Annotated in this window: 15 protein-coding genes; 5 read left to right on the forward strand and 10 right to left on the reverse strand. The window is 37.4% G+C overall.

Annotated features, from left to right (window positions below):
• Positions 1–12 precede the first annotated feature (12 nt).
• From U8519_RS02860 to U8519_RS02885, 6 genes are read right to left on the reverse strand one after another with little or no spacing between them, the layout of a single operon-like run.
• The gene (locus tag U8519_RS02860; protein ID WP_334328813.1) at positions 13–1,263 is read right to left on the reverse strand and encodes a dihydrolipoamide acetyltransferase family protein; all 1,251 of its coding nucleotides are present in this window, start codon (positions 1,261–1,263) and stop codon (positions 13–15) included.
• Between the two features lie 12 nt (positions 1,264–1,275).
• Positions 1,276–2,259: an alpha-ketoacid dehydrogenase subunit beta gene (locus U8519_RS02865; protein WP_334328814.1), complete on the reverse strand. Its 984-nt coding sequence runs from the start codon at positions 2,257–2,259 to the stop codon at positions 1,276–1,278.
• 4 nt (positions 2,260–2,263) lie between these two features.
• Positions 2,264–3,250: a thiamine pyrophosphate-dependent dehydrogenase E1 component subunit alpha gene (locus tag U8519_RS02870; protein WP_334328815.1), complete on the reverse strand. Its 987-nt coding sequence runs from the start codon at positions 3,248–3,250 to the stop codon at positions 2,264–2,266.
• Between the two features lie 17 nt (positions 3,251–3,267).
• Positions 3,268–4,686 (reverse strand): dihydrolipoyl dehydrogenase, encoded by a 1,419-nt coding sequence (gene lpdA, locus U8519_RS02875; protein ID WP_334328816.1) that lies wholly within the window; start codon positions 4,684–4,686, stop codon positions 3,268–3,270.
• Entirely contained in the window at positions 4,670–5,773 is a 1,104-nt protein-coding gene (gene buk, locus U8519_RS02880; protein WP_334328817.1) for a butyrate kinase, read from the reverse strand. Before buk ends, lpdA begins: the two co-directional genes overlap by 17 nt.
• Positions 5,774–5,788: 15 nt before the next feature.
• Entirely contained in the window at positions 5,789–6,616 is an 828-nt protein-coding gene (locus tag U8519_RS02885) for a phosphate acyltransferase (protein ID WP_334328818.1), read from the reverse strand.
• Between the two features lie 212 nt (positions 6,617–6,828).
• Between U8519_RS02885 and U8519_RS02890 the strand changes: the two genes are divergently transcribed.
• Together U8519_RS02890 and U8519_RS02895 are read left to right on the forward strand one after the other, a co-directional pair.
• Positions 6,829–8,274, forward strand: a complete 1,446-nt coding sequence (locus U8519_RS02890) for an APC family permease (protein ID WP_334328819.1) — start codon at positions 6,829–6,831, stop codon at positions 8,272–8,274.
• 964 nt (positions 8,275–9,238) lie between these two features.
• Positions 9,239–9,463, forward strand: coding sequence for a hypothetical protein (locus U8519_RS02895; protein ID WP_334328820.1), 225 nt, complete (start codon positions 9,239–9,241; stop codon positions 9,461–9,463).
• A 390-nt stretch (positions 9,464–9,853) separates the two neighbouring features.
• Here U8519_RS02895 and U8519_RS02900 read toward each other — a convergent pair whose 3' ends face one another.
• A complete protein-coding gene (locus U8519_RS02900; RefSeq protein WP_334328821.1) occupies positions 9,854–10,330 on the reverse strand; it encodes a GNAT family N-acetyltransferase in 477 nt (158 codons plus the stop codon).
• Between the two features lie 118 nt (positions 10,331–10,448).
• On the opposite strand from U8519_RS02900, the gene U8519_RS02905 reads away from it, so the two are divergent.
• From U8519_RS02905 to U8519_RS02915, 3 genes are all read left to right on the forward strand, one after another.
• Positions 10,449–10,733 carry a hypothetical protein gene (locus U8519_RS02905; protein ID WP_334328822.1) on the forward strand — a complete coding sequence of 95 codons (285 nt, stop codon included), beginning with the start codon at positions 10,449–10,451 and terminating at the stop codon, positions 10,731–10,733.
• A 316-nt stretch (positions 10,734–11,049) separates the two neighbouring features.
• Entirely contained in the window at positions 11,050–12,270 is a 1,221-nt protein-coding gene (locus U8519_RS02910; RefSeq protein WP_334328823.1) for a cation:proton antiporter, read from the forward strand.
• Positions 12,271–12,293: 23 nt separating this feature from the next.
• The gene (locus U8519_RS02915) at positions 12,294–13,886 is read left to right on the forward strand and encodes an L-lactate permease (protein WP_334328824.1); all 1,593 of its coding nucleotides are present in this window, start codon (positions 12,294–12,296) and stop codon (positions 13,884–13,886) included.
• Between the two features lie 52 nt (positions 13,887–13,938).
• Here the strand turns inward: U8519_RS02915 and U8519_RS02920 are convergent, their stop codons facing one another.
• From U8519_RS02920 to pyrF, 3 genes are read right to left on the reverse strand one after another with little or no spacing between them, the layout of a single operon-like run.
• The gene (locus tag U8519_RS02920) at positions 13,939–14,961 is read right to left on the reverse strand and encodes a quinone-dependent dihydroorotate dehydrogenase (RefSeq protein WP_334328825.1); all 1,023 of its coding nucleotides are present in this window, start codon (positions 14,959–14,961) and stop codon (positions 13,939–13,941) included.
• Positions 14,961–15,599: an orotate phosphoribosyltransferase gene (gene pyrE / locus U8519_RS02925; RefSeq protein WP_334328826.1), complete on the reverse strand. Its 639-nt coding sequence runs from the start codon at positions 15,597–15,599 to the stop codon at positions 14,961–14,963. Before pyrE ends, U8519_RS02920 begins: the two co-directional genes overlap by 1 nt.
• Complete coding sequence (gene pyrF / locus U8519_RS02930) at positions 15,599–16,291, reverse strand: orotidine-5'-phosphate decarboxylase (RefSeq protein WP_334328827.1); 693 nt, start codon at positions 16,289–16,291, stop codon at positions 15,599–15,601. Before pyrF ends, pyrE begins: the two co-directional genes overlap by 1 nt.
• Positions 16,292–16,306: the final 15 nt, after the last annotated feature.

The following is a 16,306-nucleotide window of genomic DNA, read 5'->3' on the forward strand; positions in this document are numbered from 1 at the left end:
AGTTCCTCCGAATTAATAAATATTTGTATTTTGATCAATTGCTTCAAGATTTGCCTTTACTTCATTCAAAAACTTACCTGCTGCTAAACCATCTAAAATACGATGATCCAAGGTCAAACATAGATTGACTTTGTTTCTAATGCCAAATGTATCATCATCTAAAATTGCTAGTTCTTTTCTAATTGCTTCTACTTGTAAAATTGCTGCTTGCGGATAGTTGATGATACCCATTGATTCTACTGAACCAAAGGAACCAGTGTTATTCACTGTTATCGTTCCTCCTTCACTATCAGATCCCTTCAATGTATTATTCTTTACACCCGTTGCTAAACGATTGACTTCAGCCGCAATACCGGTAATCGATAACCTATCAGTATGTTTTATAACTGGTACAAATAAGGCATCATCCGTTGCTACAGCAATTGAAATATTAATATCCCTGTGCTGAATAATTTCATCATTTTGCCAACTGCTGTTGAGCTTAGGATTATTTTTAAGTGCCGTACTTACGGCTTTGACGAAGAATGGGAAGTAGGATAGTCCGAAGCCGTTTTGTTCTTTAAATTTATTTTTCAAACTATTTCGTAATTTAACTAATCCTGTTACATCGACTTCAATCATCGTCCATGCTTGCGGTATTTCGTGAACGCTCTTCAACATATTTTGAGCGATCATCTTACGTACTGGTCCAGCTTTAGTAACTATATCATTAGTATCAACTGATACCGGTTTTGGATCAGGGGCCGGAATGTTTGGCGATACTACTGGTTCTGGACTCGGAGCGGCTTTTTCAGGTGCCGGCTTAGACTCAGCCTGAGGTTGATAATTCAGAACATCTTTTCTAGTAATACGGCCATTCTTACCAGTTCCAGTTACTAGGCTCAAATCAATTCCCTTTTCACCTGCAATTTTTAAAACCGCCGGTGAGAATCTCGGTGCGGACTTATCTGGTGATGATGCTGCAGAAGATGCTGGCTCTTCTGACGGTTCTTCTTTTTGGTTCCCTGATCCTGCAGCTGATCCATCGGTAGACATTTTCAAAATGTCAGCACCAATTGGAACTACGTCATTTTCATTCACCAACAGTTCAGTTACCACTCCATCGTCACTAGAAGGAATTTCTGTTACGACTTTATCAGAGATTGCTTCTAGAATTGGATCATACTTTTTTACTTTATCGCCAGGTTTAACCATCCATTGAGAAACAGTTGCTTCGGTCACACTCTCACCTAGCGGTGGCATCTTTATTACGAGTTCTGACATAAGTTTAACCTCCTAAAATTCAGCTAATTCTCTAATAGATTCAGTTACATCTGCTTGGTTTACTAGAAATGCATCTTCTAATTCTTTAGCATATGGCATACTTGGTGAATCTGGTCCAGCCAAAATCTTTATAGGTGCATCCAGATCAAATAGTGCTTCTTCAGCAATGATCGCTGAAACATTATTCACCACACTTCCTTCTTTGGTATCTTCGGTGATCAGTAATACTTTCCCGGTTTTACGTGCTGCTTCCAAGACTGTTTCCTTATCGATTGGGTACAAACTTCTTAGATCGACTACTTCAACTGAGAATTCATTGCTCAATTCTTCGGCAGCTTTCAATGCAAACTGCAGCATCATTCCATAAGCAATCACCGTCACGTCATCACCTTCTCTAATTACATTGGCCTTATCTAATGGCACTGTGTAATCATCATCTGGAATATCTTCTTTGATTGAACGATACAACTTCTTATGTTCATAGAACAAAACCGGATCTTCACTTCTGATGGCTGATTTCAATAGACCTTTGGCATCATAAACCGTTGAAGGAGTTACAATTCTCAATCCCGGCTGACCAGCAAAGACTTTTTCAGTAGATTGTGAATGATAAAATCCACCTCTAACACCTCCACCATAAGGAGTCCGCATTACGATCGGTGCTGTCCAATCGCCAGCAGATTTATAGCGCATCTTTGTAGCCTCTGACATTATCTGGTTGACGGCTGGCAAAATATAGTCAGCAAATTGGAATTCTGCAATTGCATGGTGACCCATTACTCCTAGTCCAACTGCCAATCCCGCAATCTCAGATTCACCTAGAGGGGAATTGAAAACACGTTGATCTCCGAACTTCTCAGCTAATCCCTTGGTTACTCCAAACACGCCACCTTTAACTCCGCCAACGTCTTCTCCAAAAATCATTACTCCTTCGTCACGTTGCATTTCTTCAGCAATGGCGATATTCAATGCTTCTAAATAAGATTTTTCAGACATTTTCTTACTCCTCTCCATAAATATGCGTCATTAATTGATCAGCGGTTGGATTAGGCATTGCTTCAGCCTCTTCAGTAGCTTGATTTATCTTTTCACTTAATTCTTCTTTAATAGAATCAAGCTCATCCTGATTGAGAATATTCTCAGCCAACAACTGTTGTTCCATTAATCCAACACAGTCGTTTTCTTTCATTTCTGAAATATCTTCTGGAGTCCGATATACACGCTGATCATCATCCGAAGAATGTGCTGTTAATCGATCTACCAACATTTCAATCAGCGTGGCACCTTTGCCATTTCTAGCATTTTCAGCAGCTTCCTTAAAGGCTAAAAATGTTTCCGCAAAATCACGACCGTTAACTTGTTTGCCTAATAATCCATAACCCTTGGCACGTATGGACAGATCTTTGACACCAAATTCTTCTGAATTAGGAGTAGATATGGCATAACCGTTATTTTCAATTACAAATATCATTGGCAATTTTTGTACACCTGCAAAATTCAAAGCTTCATGGAAATCTCCTTCAGCTGTTGAACCTTCACCGGTTGCGGTCAAGGCGATGGCATCACTCTCGTCAATTTGCATTGCCAACGCTACACCAGTAGCGACTGGATATTGAGTTGTGACTGTTGAGCTGAAAGGTACAATATTGTGCTTACGATCTCCATAGTGATTTGGCATTTGGCGTCCGTGTGAAGATGGATCAGCTTCTTTACCGAGCGATCCCATCAAAATATCTTTGGCGCTCATACCCCAAACCATCGCTGCAGCCATATCACGATAATATGGTAAGAAGTAATCCTTGCTTGGTTCAAAGGCCAAAGCCATCGCTACTTGTCCGACTTCTGCGCCTTGACCTGAAATATTGAATGTTGATTTACCGATACGATTAAGTTGCCAAAGGCGTTCATCAAGCATACGTGCTTCTTTTACCATTCGATAAGCTTGGAGCAATTGATCTTTGTTTAATTTACTATCCTTTAGTTTCATCGCTATTCTCCTATCGATTATTTATTGAGAGAATTACTATCTACATCACGAGCCGCTTCCATAATAACTTCTGATAATGACGGATGAGGATGAACTGTAGAGCCTAATTCACCCGGCGTAGCATTCAGATAAATGCCTAACGAAGGTTCACTTATCAAGTCAGTCGCATGTGGACCAACGATACTAACACCGATCAAATCATCGCTATCCTTGTCAGAAAAGACTTCCACTTGACCAATCGATTCATTCATAATCATTGATTTACCATTGAATTTAAAATCGAATTGTCCATGTTTTGCCTTACCTTCATGACCATCACTACCATCAGTAATACCGACACTGGCAATTTCTGGATAAGTATAAATACCTCGAGGAATATTTTCGTATTCCAAGGGAACGACATTTTTTTCGAGGATCTTATCAATCGCTAGTTCTGATTCTGCAGCAGCCACGTGGGCTAGTTGAAGTGTGGGAATTACATCCCCAACCGCATAAATATTTTCGGCACTAGTTTGATAGTATTCATTTACCTTTATTCCGTGTTTATCAAAATCAACATTAGCAGCCTCCAAACCAATATCTTCAACATTTGGTCGTCTTCCGACTGCCATCAAGACCTTTTCTGAATCAATTTCGATTTTTTTATCACCAGCCTCTGCAGTAACTTTTGTTAGACCATCCTTTATAACAACTGATTCCACCTTAGTTGACAAGTGGATCTTGATTCCTTGTTTTTCAAATTCCTTCTTAAGTTGAGCCGAAACCTTTTGGCTTTCATTGATTATCAATCGATCTTGAAATTCAATTATTGACACGTCGACACCCATCCAATGTAGTAACGATGCCCATTCAACGCCGATCACTCCTCCACCAATGATTGCGATCGACTTAGGCAATTTCTCTAATTCCAAAATCCCATTGGAAGTTAAAATGTTTTTTTCATCAACCGGAATATTAGGTAAACTGGCTGGTCGTGAACCTGTGGCAATCAAGACATTCTTCGGAGTCAGAATTATTTCATCCGCATCCCCCTGTGGCTTGATCATAACTGATCCCGATTTAGGGGTAAAAATGGAAGTTCCTAATACACTGCCTTCACCTTGAAAGTAGTCGATCTTATTCATTTTTATCAGTGACTGTACTCCATTGCGCAGATTACCAACTATCTCTTCCTTACGCTGTTTCACCTTCAAAAATTTTACGTTATACTTGGCGTCCGTTTCAATTCCAAACTCTGAGATACCTTCAAATTCACGGATTGCCTGTGCACTCTTGAGATAAGCTTTGGTAGGAATACAACCACGATTCAAACAAGTCCCGCCGATTAAATCTCGTTCCACTAAGGCAACATTCAGTCCTGCTTTGGCAGCTTTAATTGCTCCAGAATATCCACCGATTCCGCCACCAATAACAACTAGATCATATTCTTTTGGCATTAGCTAAAGCCTCCGATTCTTTTTGATAGTTTTTAAGATCTTCAGTTCCAGTAAGTACTCGTTGTGCTCCTAGGTTCAATGCCTGCATTTCCATTTCACCCGGTATAACTACTACATTTGAAATCCATTTATTTTTTTGTGATAGCGCTTTAACCAATAAATTCGAATAAGCTAATCCACCAGTCAAAACTATTAAATCAACTACTCCATTCAAGACTGACGCTTGTTTAGCTATTTCTTTTGATATTTGATACACCAAACTGTCAAAAACTAATTGGGCATACTTATCACCGGAATCGATTTTTTCTTCAACATCACGCAGGTCGTTGGTTTGTAGATACGAAACTAGTCCACCGGTTTGGGTGATTTTCTTTCTCATAGTTTCACGGTCAACATTGTGTTCAAAAATGTAGTCCACCACGCTCATTACACTTACTTGACCCGTCCTATTCGGTGCAAATGGCCCTTCACCGTCTAAACCATTATTAACATCTACTACTCTACCTTGCTTATGAGCACCTATACTGATCCCGCCACCCAGATGTGCAACTATTACATTGGATTCAGGATATTTTTTATTGATTTTTTTCAAAGCTTCTCTGGCGACCGCCTTTTGATTCAACGCATGAAAAACACTTCGTCGCTCTAATCCTTTGAACCCACTCAGATATGCCACTGGTTCAAATTCATCTACAACTACCGGATCAACAATAAAAGCTTTTTTATTGAATTTTTTAGCAAAATAATCTGAAATTATCCCGCCTAAATTCGATGCATGAATGCCAAATTTTCCCGAGCTAAGATCATCAACCATCATAGTGTCAACTTCATAAGTCCCACCTGGTATCGGTCGCATTAAGCCGCCTCTTCCTACGAAAGCATCAATTTGATTTAGATCAACACCTTCAGAATCGAGATATTCTTCTATTTTTTTGATTCTGAACGGCTCCTGCTCTATTAAGGTGTGAAACTTAAGTATTTCAGAATTATTATGTTCAATATTTTTGTTAAGAAGGCAATCAGTATTATCAAACATAGCAATCTTAGTCGAGGTAGATCCAGGATTAATAATTATTGTTTTGACCATAGCCTTACACCCACTTTAAATAGTTTTTAAAGCAAATTTCAAAGATAATATTTTGTTATCTAACGAATCACCGCGTGACGTCAACACTATTGGGACTTTAGCACCAACAACTATTCCACCAACCTTGGCATTCGCAAACATCGTCAATGATTTGTAAAGGACATTACCAACGTCAATATTAGGAACAACTAGGACATCCGCATCTCCTTGAATTGGTCCAGTAAAATTCTTCTCCTGGGATATTTCTTTTGACAAGGAAATATCCAAAGATAATGGTCCATAAACTGTAGCATCGATTTCTTTACTACTGTAAAAATCAGTTAAATCTCGTGCCTTAACTGAAGATGGCATCTTAGGATTAATATTCTCAGCTGAACTGAGTAGCGATACTTTGGGTTGAGAAATTCCGATTGAATGAGCAACCTTAATGGCATTGTCAATTATCAAACGTTCCTGATCTAAATTCGGATCAATATTCATCGCAGCATCTGTAAGTAATATCGGTCGCCCTAATAATGGAACCTCCACTATCGCAATATGTGACAGTAGTTTTTGATCAACGAGATTATATTCTTTTTTCAACACTTCTTTCAAAAGCGTGTGTGTTTGAATCAATCCTTTGAAGAGTATATCCGTACCGTTCAAGACATCAGCGACGGCCAATTTTGCCACTTCCTCATCAGAATCGGCAGCTATATAATTTACATTTGCCCCAAAATCGTATTCAGCTTCACCGACACCATACAGATCAAAGAAAAATTTGTTATCCTGAAAATTATTTACTAATTCAAAAATCTTTAAATCATTAGCCCCAGCAATTGAAATGCGTATTATATTCTTCAAAATAATTACCTCATATATGCTATACCAATTTTTATAATTTAATTTATTTTCACAATAAAGTTCTTTTCAAATTCCACCGATAGTATACATTAATCTTTTATACAAGGCAAATGAAATCATTTTTATAAATATATATATAATCCATATTGATTGACTTTCACAATTTATACCAATTATAATCTAGCTGATAAAAAATATAAGGAGGAGGCGTTATGGAAATTGCAAAGTTGTTAGCTAAAAAGAAATTCGAAATAAAATACACCAAGTCTGAAGATGAATTAAGTCGTGATCTTAATGCTTGGGGATTGACCGCCATGGGAGTTGGTGCAATCGTTGGTGCCGGTATCTTCATAACTCCAGGAATAATTGCGGCAAATTATGCCGGTCCTGGAACAATGTTCGCGTATATCTTATCAGCTGCTGTCTGTGCATTAGCAGCCATGTGTTATTCAGAATTTGCTTCAACGATTCCCGTTGCTGGAAGCGCGTATGCGTATGTTTACACCGTTTTTGGAGAATTAATTGCTTGGATCATCGGATGGGCGCTAGTCTCAGAGTACCTCTTCGCCGTTTCATCTGTAGCTGTAAGCTGGTCGGCTTACTTTCAAAGTTTGCTCTCCGGTTTTGGTATCAACTTGCCTGATTTTCTATCAGTTTCAATGGGCACGCCGGGTAAAAGTGGCGGTATAAATGTCATAGCCGGTATTATTACTCTCGTAATCGGTTTTATTTTGGCCAAGGGTATTAAAGAATCAACCAAATTAAACTCGATCTTAGTTGCCACCAAAGTCATTGTTATTGTCTTATTCATTGTTGTAGCGATATTTTATATCAAACCTAAAAACTACAGCCCACTATTACCATTTGGATTTAAAGGTGTGCTAGCAGGATCAGCCGTGGCCTTCTATGCTTATATTGGTTTCGACGCTGTTTCAACTGCTTCTGAAGAAGTGAAAAATCCTCAAAGAGACATGCCAATAGGAATCGTTTCATCACTACTTATCGCATCTGTTCTCTATGCGGCTGTGGCAGCCGTACTAGTTGGTGTGGTTCATTACACCAAATTAAACGTAGCTGATCCAGTCGCATACGCATTACAATTAATGAATCAAAATTGGGTCGCTGGTATCGTTTCATTCGGTGCTGTTGCTGGAATGACAACTGTATTATTAGTCATGTCATATGGTGGAACCCGTTTGATTTTTGCCATCAGTCGTGATGGTTTGCTTCCCAAACCACTATCCAGAATAAACAAAGAAACCCACGTACCTGTATTTAATACTTATACTTTTGCAATATTAGCTAGTTTAGTCTCAATGTTCATTCCTTTGGATAAGATCGCTGAATTAGTAAACATCGGTACACTGTTTGCCTTCGCAACCGTTTCGATCGGAGTTGTTTTCTTAAGAAAATTAGATAACTACGATGAACTGCCAGTTGGATTCAAAGTACCGCTCTATCCTGTTATTCCTATAGTTTCATTCATCATGTGTGTTGTTTTAATGACACAATTACAAGCTGTAACATGGATGGTCTTCGCTGCCTGGTTCACCTTCGGTTTAATTATTTACTTTAGTTATGGTTACCGTCACAGTAACTTGCATAAGAAAAACGATAATGAAGACGACCAAGATCCTGATATCGAACCAACTATGTAATTTGCTTGTTCACTGTTTGTTCGTTGTTTGTTCGGGGTATTTGCCGCTGAGGGTGGGCAACAATTCCATCTGCCGTCGGACCGGTTTCAAACTACGTTTTCAACCTCGCCTGGAAGCCTATAGTCTTCCAGGACGTCCAGTTTACTAAGCGATAAATCGCTAAGTAAACGTGCACGGCGGATTCCATTGTTGTCCATCCTCAGCTAATCTTGTATTACTTTTGAATTGGCTCCACATTAGATTATTACCGCGTAATAAGTAATTCTTATACTTTCTATCTGATCAAAATAATCAAACAAAAAATGCGTATCACGATTAATTTCAGTGATACGCATTTTTAAAGGTTCTATACTTTCTGGTATTGATGAATAATTAATACCAACTTTTTTAAGCAAAGCAAAAGAACATCACTGTTCTCATGTTAGAATTTAAGTGACGAAACTCATTTCAAATAAGACACTTTAAATGTAGTACCTGTACTAGTGGATTGTAAGAATCAGATGTTATTGAAATTCTAATTCCCCAACCATTAATAGCAGCAGTAGTGAACATACCATAATAATTTCCATAAATTAATCCTGCGGATGTTCCAATACTTCCTGGAAGCAATCCACCCAACGTTGCAATTTTATTACCACTATTCGCTACTTTCTTAACTTGTTCTTTTGATAAATCTTGATGAATAGTATAATATCGTCATCTTGGCATAAATCTAGTATTAAATTCATCTTTTAATCCATTCAAAAATGAATTTGTTACTACAATTTTCTCTGCCGTATTCATATTCGAATTATCTAGCATACTTTGTAATGTTAACGTCTCATTATCCAATGCTTAATTTCCTAATTGTTTATTTGGTTCTTCTATATTTTCATTGTTATTCATGCCGTTGGAAGCATAAACAGTATTTACCGGTGCAACAAATCCCATAATTATAGTATATAAAACACTGGGAGGGTATATTATGAATTTCTCTAAATCAAAAAAATACTTATTGAATTATTTCAAAAATCATTATATTTCTTTTATAATGCAATCCGCTGTTTTATTTTATATTGGTAATTTAAATTATGCAATTGAATCAAAAAAAACGATTTCCACAAAGGGAACATTATTTGGTATTTTATTAATCGTGATTTCTCTTTTCATCAATATTTGGTATTTTGAATATAAGAATAATACTCATTAAACAAAGATGAACAAATATTAGTATTAAAATTGCATATGATTTACTAATTGCTAAAAGCTTGTATAAAAACCACATCAAAAGAACTATACTCATATACGCATAAAAAAGTATCTCATTTAAGGGATGTTTTCAAGCCCAAAATCACTCATCAATACGATTTGACAAAGAGACTTTTTAAATACAATATATTTAGCTGGAGGTCAGCAGTAATGGAATCAGTAGCGATTGTGGTGTTAATGCGGGTGGTTTTTCCGCATTTACAGCACGGACGTCTTGACTGATTTGCGGTCTTAGCAAAGCAGTCAAGCGAAGTTCGAGACCGCTTTTTGGCTCGAACTGGTCCCGCAACTGATGGAATTACTGCTGACCGGAAGCGGCCCGTCCATCCCTCTATTTCAATTTCATAGTCAACCTTACCATGTCCCTCAAAACAAACCCATCAAAAGTCAAATACTTATCAATAATTTTTTGAGGATAATTCTTTACAAAGAAATCATGATCGATCCAATTCATCCTGAATCCAACTTTTTGATAAACGTGCAACTGTTGATAAGAATTACTACCTGTACCGATTTCTAAAGTACTATACCCTGCAGCTTTAGCACTGGTAATCATCTTTTGTAAAATCAATGTACCAATACCTAGGTTCTGTTGTTCAGGAGCCACGGCAATATTAACAATTTCCAGAGTCTCTGGTCTTGTTGGCAACATTGCGACTATCCCTACTAACTTATCAACGTTAGAAACCTCAAAAACTGTCGAACGGCTAATGTAGCTATCAACGATTTCTTTGTAAGGATCGGCATCTAACAATAATTTGTAATCATCTTCACTTATTTCAGTAACTTGTCTATACTCAAGATTCATTATTATTCTCTCCCAAAAAGTTTATTATGATTTTTGTAAAAAATTCCCCATCTCTATCAAACTACTCTATTATAATAAATACAGGGATATTTACAAAAAGCTTTATGGAGGGGACCTCATGAAAGAATTTATGAACTTTTTTGACTGGTATACAAATTACTTTATCGAAATAAAAACTTCACCTGAAAACTTGATCGACCCAAGAAATATTAAGGGTATTGATAAGTTGGGAAAAATCACAACTAACGGTGACAATGATGCATGGCATTTAAAATCTAAAATGGACGAAGAAGATTTAAAACGCCACTTATCAGAAATTCTTAAATCAGAAACAAATATTGATCCAGACACGGAAATGACTCTTACAAAGGGTATTGACGGCGGACCAATGCAGATGTTATAGCAATAATTATGCCAAAAGCAGGTTCAAAAAATTTTTTTGAGCCTGCTTTTTTAATATTCCAATTTGTGAAATTTATTACTTGGCGCTAATACAATATTAATCACAAAATTTTTGAAATAAAAAATTAGAAAAAATATTGTGAATTGAGTTTGCGCTTCCATCGGCGATGCTTCAAGGTTTTCACAATAAAATTAATATGTTAATATTAAAAAACACGGATTGTGCACATCGGTTATAACAGCTTCAAAGTATTTCTCCCCAACTCAATAGCTAGGAAGATCTATTTTGAGGCTTATTTTTTTGGAGGTTATTTATTATGCAATTTTTAGGTATTTTGGTACTTATTTTAATAGTAACTACTCTGGTGGGCCACTACTCTTCTCGAATTGGTATACCTGCGGTCATCGGACAGCTCGTTGTGGGAATTGTGCTAGGACCGGCAATTCTAAATTGGATTCAGCCGAACGAATTTATTCATTTTTTCTCCGAAATTGGGGTTATTATTCTGATGTTCATTGCTGGTATTGAGAGTGATTTAAAACTTCTCAAGAAATACTTGAAACCGAGCTTTTTGGTCGCAATAATCGGTGTCATCGTTCCTATGTCTATGGCTTATGGTATAGGGATATTTTATAAAATGTCAAACTCCGAAAGTTTATTTTTAAGTATTATTTTTGCGGCAACATCCGTTTCGATTTCCGTTGCGGTCCTTAAAGAACTAAATGTTTTGCAAGGAAAAGCTGGAGCAACGATTTTGGGAGCTGCAGTTGTGGACGATATTCTTGCTGTGATCATCCTAAGTGTTATGATCAGTCTTGTAGGGACAGGCAGTAATTCCAACTCGCTGTTGATCACCTTTGGGGGACAAATATTATTTTTTATTGCTATTTATTTTGTCGTCAAATTTCTGGCGCCGATCATGGCAAAACTTGGTCAGAATTTATTCGTACCTGTTGGCCCAACACTAATGGCAATGATTTTGTGCTTTGGAATGGCTTATTTAGCTGATCTATTAGGACTTAGTTCAGTCGTTGGCGCTTTTTTCGCAGGAATAGCAATTTCTCAAACTGAAGTTAGAAATGAAGTAGACAAAAGTATTGAGCCAATTGGATTTGCTATTTTCATTCCAGTCTTCTTTGTGAGCATTGGTTTGAATATGAAATTGACCGGATTAGGCAGCTATATCGATTTTATTGCCATACTTACCTTGACTGCTGTAATATCTAAATTATTCGGTGCAGGATTGGGAGCTAAACTGTCACATTTTACAATTTCAGAATCCTATATGGTAGGAGCTGGAATGGTATCACGTGGTGAAATGGCCTTGATCATTGCTCAAATCGGTTATCAATCTAAATTAATAAGTTCAAGTTACTATTCTGCGATAATTACTGCAATTATTTTGACTACCCTACTCGCGCCATTCTTACTTAAGCATTCCGCGAAATTATCTTCAAAAAATAATGTGATCTTCGATCCCAATGATATTGACTTTGAGGCTGAAAATCGATTTATTAATGCTAATTTATATGACTAATACAAAATTTTGGAGGATCACTTATGATACTTATAGCACTTTCAGCCGTTATATTACCGATGGTTTTACTGGGAATATTGAATTTACCCGCTACAAAGGGAATGTCCATCAGTGCTGTCGTTGTTATGATTCTTGGGGCAACGTTTTGGAAAATGAATCCTAATATTTTATTAGCTTCTATTTTACAAGCGATACACAAATCTCTACCTATTATTTGGATACTTTTTGGTGCGCTGATCATGTTGAGAACTCTGGAACACACTGGTGCAATTACCAGAATTAACATTGGCTTTGAAAAATTGTCATCCGATATGCGAGTTCAAACTATTTTGATTGCTTACTTGTTCGGTGGACTGATCGAAGGTGTCTCGGGCTTTGGTACTCCTGCAATGGTTACTGCTCCTCTGATGATTGCCTTAGGATTCTCACCAATGGCATCAGTGGTACTCGCCTTAGTTGCCGATTCAACTCCGGCTGCATTCGGTGCCGTTGGTACACCATTAACGGTTGGTTTGAGTAACGTTAATGATAATCCTGCTTTTCTCAATTCAGTCGGTCAAAGTTTAACTAGAATCGACTTGTTCGCTGGTTCCTTAATGCCAACAATGCTAGTCTTTTTACTAGTTTTCTTATTCGGCAAAGATAAAAACACTCGCTTAAAAAATTGGTTAGAATTCTTACCATGGACCTTATTCATCGGAATCTGTTACAGTGGGATCGCCTTGATTTCAGCATCATTCGTCGGTTACGAATTCGTATCAATTCTAGCACCATTCATTACAATTATTATTGCCATACTTTCTATTAGAACAAAATTCTTAATACCAAAAGTAAGTTTTTCTCAACCATGGACGATGAAGGAAAACTCCAACAAAGAAGAAGAAACTTCAGAAATGTCTCTAATAAAGGCTTGGTCTCCTTACATTACGGTCGTAGTTTTGTTACTACTATCGCGTGTCATTGCACCTCTAAAAACTTTCTTGACTGAATTTTTGAACCTATCTTGGAAAAACATTATGGGTATCAAAGGACTAAACTCCGATTGGGAATTCCTCTATTCACCCGGAACTTTATTAACAATTGCCGTAATTATCGGATTGTTGATTCAAGTCAGATCATTGAAGAGCTTAATTCCTACCAGTGTCAATGTGATCAAATCAATGAAGTCAACTGCTATCGCTTTGATCGTTACATTGATAATGGTACAAGTATTCACTAATTCAAATTACAACAGTGGTCATCTGCAAAGTATGCCAATGTACATAGCCAGTTTTGTCTCTCAGTACTTCTCTGCCGGATGGATCTTCATTGCTCCGTTCCTTGGGGCTTTGGGTGCATTCGTTACAGGAAGTGCTACCGTTTCAACTTTGACTTTCGGGCAGATACAATCAGACATAGCCAGCAACGCCCATATTTCACAACAGATCGTCCTATCTGCGCAATTAATAGGTGCTGCCGCCGGTAACATGATCTGTGTTCACAACATTGTTGCTGTAAGTTCACTCGTTGGTTTAAACGGTCAAGAAGGAAATATTTTACGTAAAACATTATCTCCTTCGCTTATATATTGTTTATTAGTGGGAATTATTGGATTTGTCTTCATCTCATTCATCTAAAAAATTATAAATGTACGAAAAAACTGCATTTGCTTACGCAAACGCAGTTTTTTTATTTTAATGCAGCAATCATTTGTTTTTCTGATAAATATCGATTGATACGTTCGATCATAGTTGGACCATTATAAATGAATCCTGTGTAAACTTCTACCAAAGTTGCACCAGCATTCAATGCTTCTTCAGCATCTTCAGGTGTGAAAACACCACCGGAATAAATAATCGGCATATTTGGAAATTCACTATGTATTAACTTAGTCATGGCGATAGAAGTTTCAAAGATCGGCTTTCCACTCAAACCACCATTTTCTTTTTTATTCGCAGAATGTAATGTTTCACGCTTCATTCCGCTAGTATTAGTCAAAATAACTCCGTCTAGCAGGCCTTCAACAGAATGTAATGTTGAAACCAACTCATCGTTATCAATATCATTTCCGAACTTGCAAAATACTGGTTCTTCAATATTAAGTTCCTTGATACCGGTCAATAAATTTGTTAGTAGATCAACGTGCTGCAAAGTAGCAACACCCTTTTGATTAGGACAACTGATATTCAATGCAATATAATCTGCATCAACATGTATTTCTTTGACATCTTCGATCATTTCCGAAACTTTCTGATCATCAGTTAATCCATGTCCAGGTGCTAAACTCAGACCAATTTTGACATTGGCTGGATGCGATTCTAGACGTGCCTTAGTTGTCTTGATTCCATCGTTATTCAATCCCATACGATTAATAATTGCATTATCTTCTGGCAAACGGAAAACTCTTTTTTTCTTATTGCCGGCTTGCGCACTCTTAGTAACACTACCGACTTCTACGAAACCAGCACCTAGGGCACCCAAACTATTATAGAATTCAGCTTTCTTATCAAATCCAGCCGCAATTCCAATAGGTGAATCAAAAGTTAAATTTTTGATTTTAACTTGTAAATTAGGACGCTTCTTCGTATAAAACAGTTTACGTAATATTTGAGAATTATCGTTGAACACCTTCAAGCCGTCAGCGACTAAATGATGATCTACTTCGGGATCCACTTTAAAAATCAATGGTCGCATGCATTTATATAAGTCCATTATTTACCCCAACTTTCTGGTTCTTTGTACCATTGCTGTAATAGTTCCATGTCTTCGGCTTCGACATAATTTTGTTCTTGAGCAACTTCGATCATTGTAGGGTAATTTGTTAAAGTGACGAGTTTTGTATCAGCGTTAGCAAAGTTTGTAGTACTTTCTGGCAAATTATATGAGAAGATTGCTGCTGTTCCGATTACTTCGGCTCCTGCTTCTCGAACGGCATGAACTGCCTTTAAGATACTGCCACCAGTAGAAATCAAATCATCGATCAAGACCACCTTGTCACCTTTTTTACAGCGTCCTTCGATTTGACCTTTTTTACCATGATCCTTGGGCTGAGCCCGTACATAATTTAACGGAAGGTTTAAAATATTTGATACTCCAGTTGAATGAGGAATTCCGGCGGTCGCAACTCCACTGATAACTTCAACATCTGGATAGGTATCCTTAATTAAATCTGCCAAATCTTTGGCAATTTGTTGGCGGAATTTTGGATAAGCAATTGTCAAACGATTGTCAGTATATATCGGTGCTTTGATACCACTAGCCCAGACAAACGGGCTCTTAGGATTCAGTGTCACCGCCTTGATATCTAACAATTCACTCGCAATATTTCTTGCTACTTCTTTTTTATCCATTATTTATTCCACTCCTTACAAATATTCTGATATGCAACATAACCGTTATCAGCTTGAGTAATTGGACGACCAACAACAATACCATCACTGCCCAATACACGCGCTTTAGCTGGTGTAGCAACACGCTTTTGATCTCCAACTTGGGCCGATTTTGGTCTGATACCTGGAGTAATACAGAGAAAGTCTTCACCAGTTGCTTCTTTGATGAGCGGAACTTCAAGTGCTGATGAAATAACTCCATCTGCTCCGTTATCGTATGCTAGTTTTGCTAGATGTGTTACATAGTCTTGAGATTGTAGCGGAACTTGTAATTCGTTGGCTAACTCAACTTGTCCTAATGACGTCAATTGTGTAACGGCCAACAATTTAGTATCAGTTCCTCTAAGTCCTTGCTTTGCTGCAGCAATCATTTCTGCACCACCACTGGCATGAACTGTCAGCATCTGAACATCCCACTTGGCAATCATTTCGCAAGTTCTACGAACAGTATTAGGAATATCATGAAGTTTCAAATCGAGAAAAATATTATATCCACGATTTCTCAAACTTCTAACAAATGGATATCCAAACTGACAAAACATTTCCAAACCTATCTTGACGAATAAGTTTTCGTCCTTTGGAAACTGACTCAAAAATTCGATACATTCAAAATCATCTGCAAAATCTAACGCAATTATTACTGGCTTCTTCATTACTTACCTGTTCCT

It is taken from the genome of Companilactobacillus sp. HBUAS59699, from assembly GCF_036913575.1.
In the GTDB taxonomy this organism is placed as follows: Bacteria; Bacillota; Bacilli; order Lactobacillales; family Lactobacillaceae; genus Companilactobacillus.

Bases quoted from the DNA above. Each gene is read 5' to 3' on its own strand.
- U8519_RS02860 (WP_334328813.1), bottom strand. From the start codon at position 1,263: ATGTCAGAACTCGTAATAAAGATGCCACCGCTAGGTGAGAGTGTGACC.
- U8519_RS02865 (WP_334328814.1), bottom strand. From the start codon at position 2,259: ATGTCTGAAAAATCTTATTTAGAAGCATTGAATATCGCCATTGCTGAA.
- U8519_RS02870 (WP_334328815.1), bottom strand. From the start codon at position 3,250: ATGAAACTAAAGGATAGTAAATTAAACAAAGATCAATTGCTCCAAGCT.
- lpdA (WP_334328816.1), bottom strand. From the start codon at position 4,686: ATGCCAAAAGAATATGATCTAGTTGTTATTGGTGGCGGAATCGGTGGA.
- buk (WP_334328817.1), bottom strand. From the start codon at position 5,773: ATGGTCAAAACAATAATTATTAATCCTGGATCTACCTCGACTAAGATT.
- U8519_RS02890 (WP_334328819.1), top strand. From the start codon at position 6,829: ATGGAAATTGCAAAGTTGTTAGCTAAAAAGAAATTCGAAATAAAATAC.
- U8519_RS02895 (WP_334328820.1), top strand. From the start codon at position 9,239: ATGAATTTCTCTAAATCAAAAAAATACTTATTGAATTATTTCAAAAAT.
- U8519_RS02900 (WP_334328821.1), bottom strand. From the start codon at position 10,330: ATGAATCTTGAGTATAGACAAGTTACTGAAATAAGTGAAGATGATTAC.
- U8519_RS02905 (WP_334328822.1), top strand. From the start codon at position 10,449: ATGAAAGAATTTATGAACTTTTTTGACTGGTATACAAATTACTTTATC.
- U8519_RS02910 (WP_334328823.1), top strand. From the start codon at position 11,050: ATGCAATTTTTAGGTATTTTGGTACTTATTTTAATAGTAACTACTCTG.
- U8519_RS02915 (WP_334328824.1), top strand. From the start codon at position 12,294: ATGATACTTATAGCACTTTCAGCCGTTATATTACCGATGGTTTTACTG.
- U8519_RS02920 (WP_334328825.1), bottom strand. From the start codon at position 14,961: ATGGACTTATATAAATGCATGCGACCATTGATTTTTAAAGTGGATCCC.
- pyrE (WP_334328826.1), bottom strand. From the start codon at position 15,599: ATGGATAAAAAAGAAGTAGCAAGAAATATTGCGAGTGAATTGTTAGAT.
- pyrF (WP_334328827.1), bottom strand. From the start codon at position 16,291: ATGAAGAAGCCAGTAATAATTGCGTTAGATTTTGCAGATGATTTTGAA.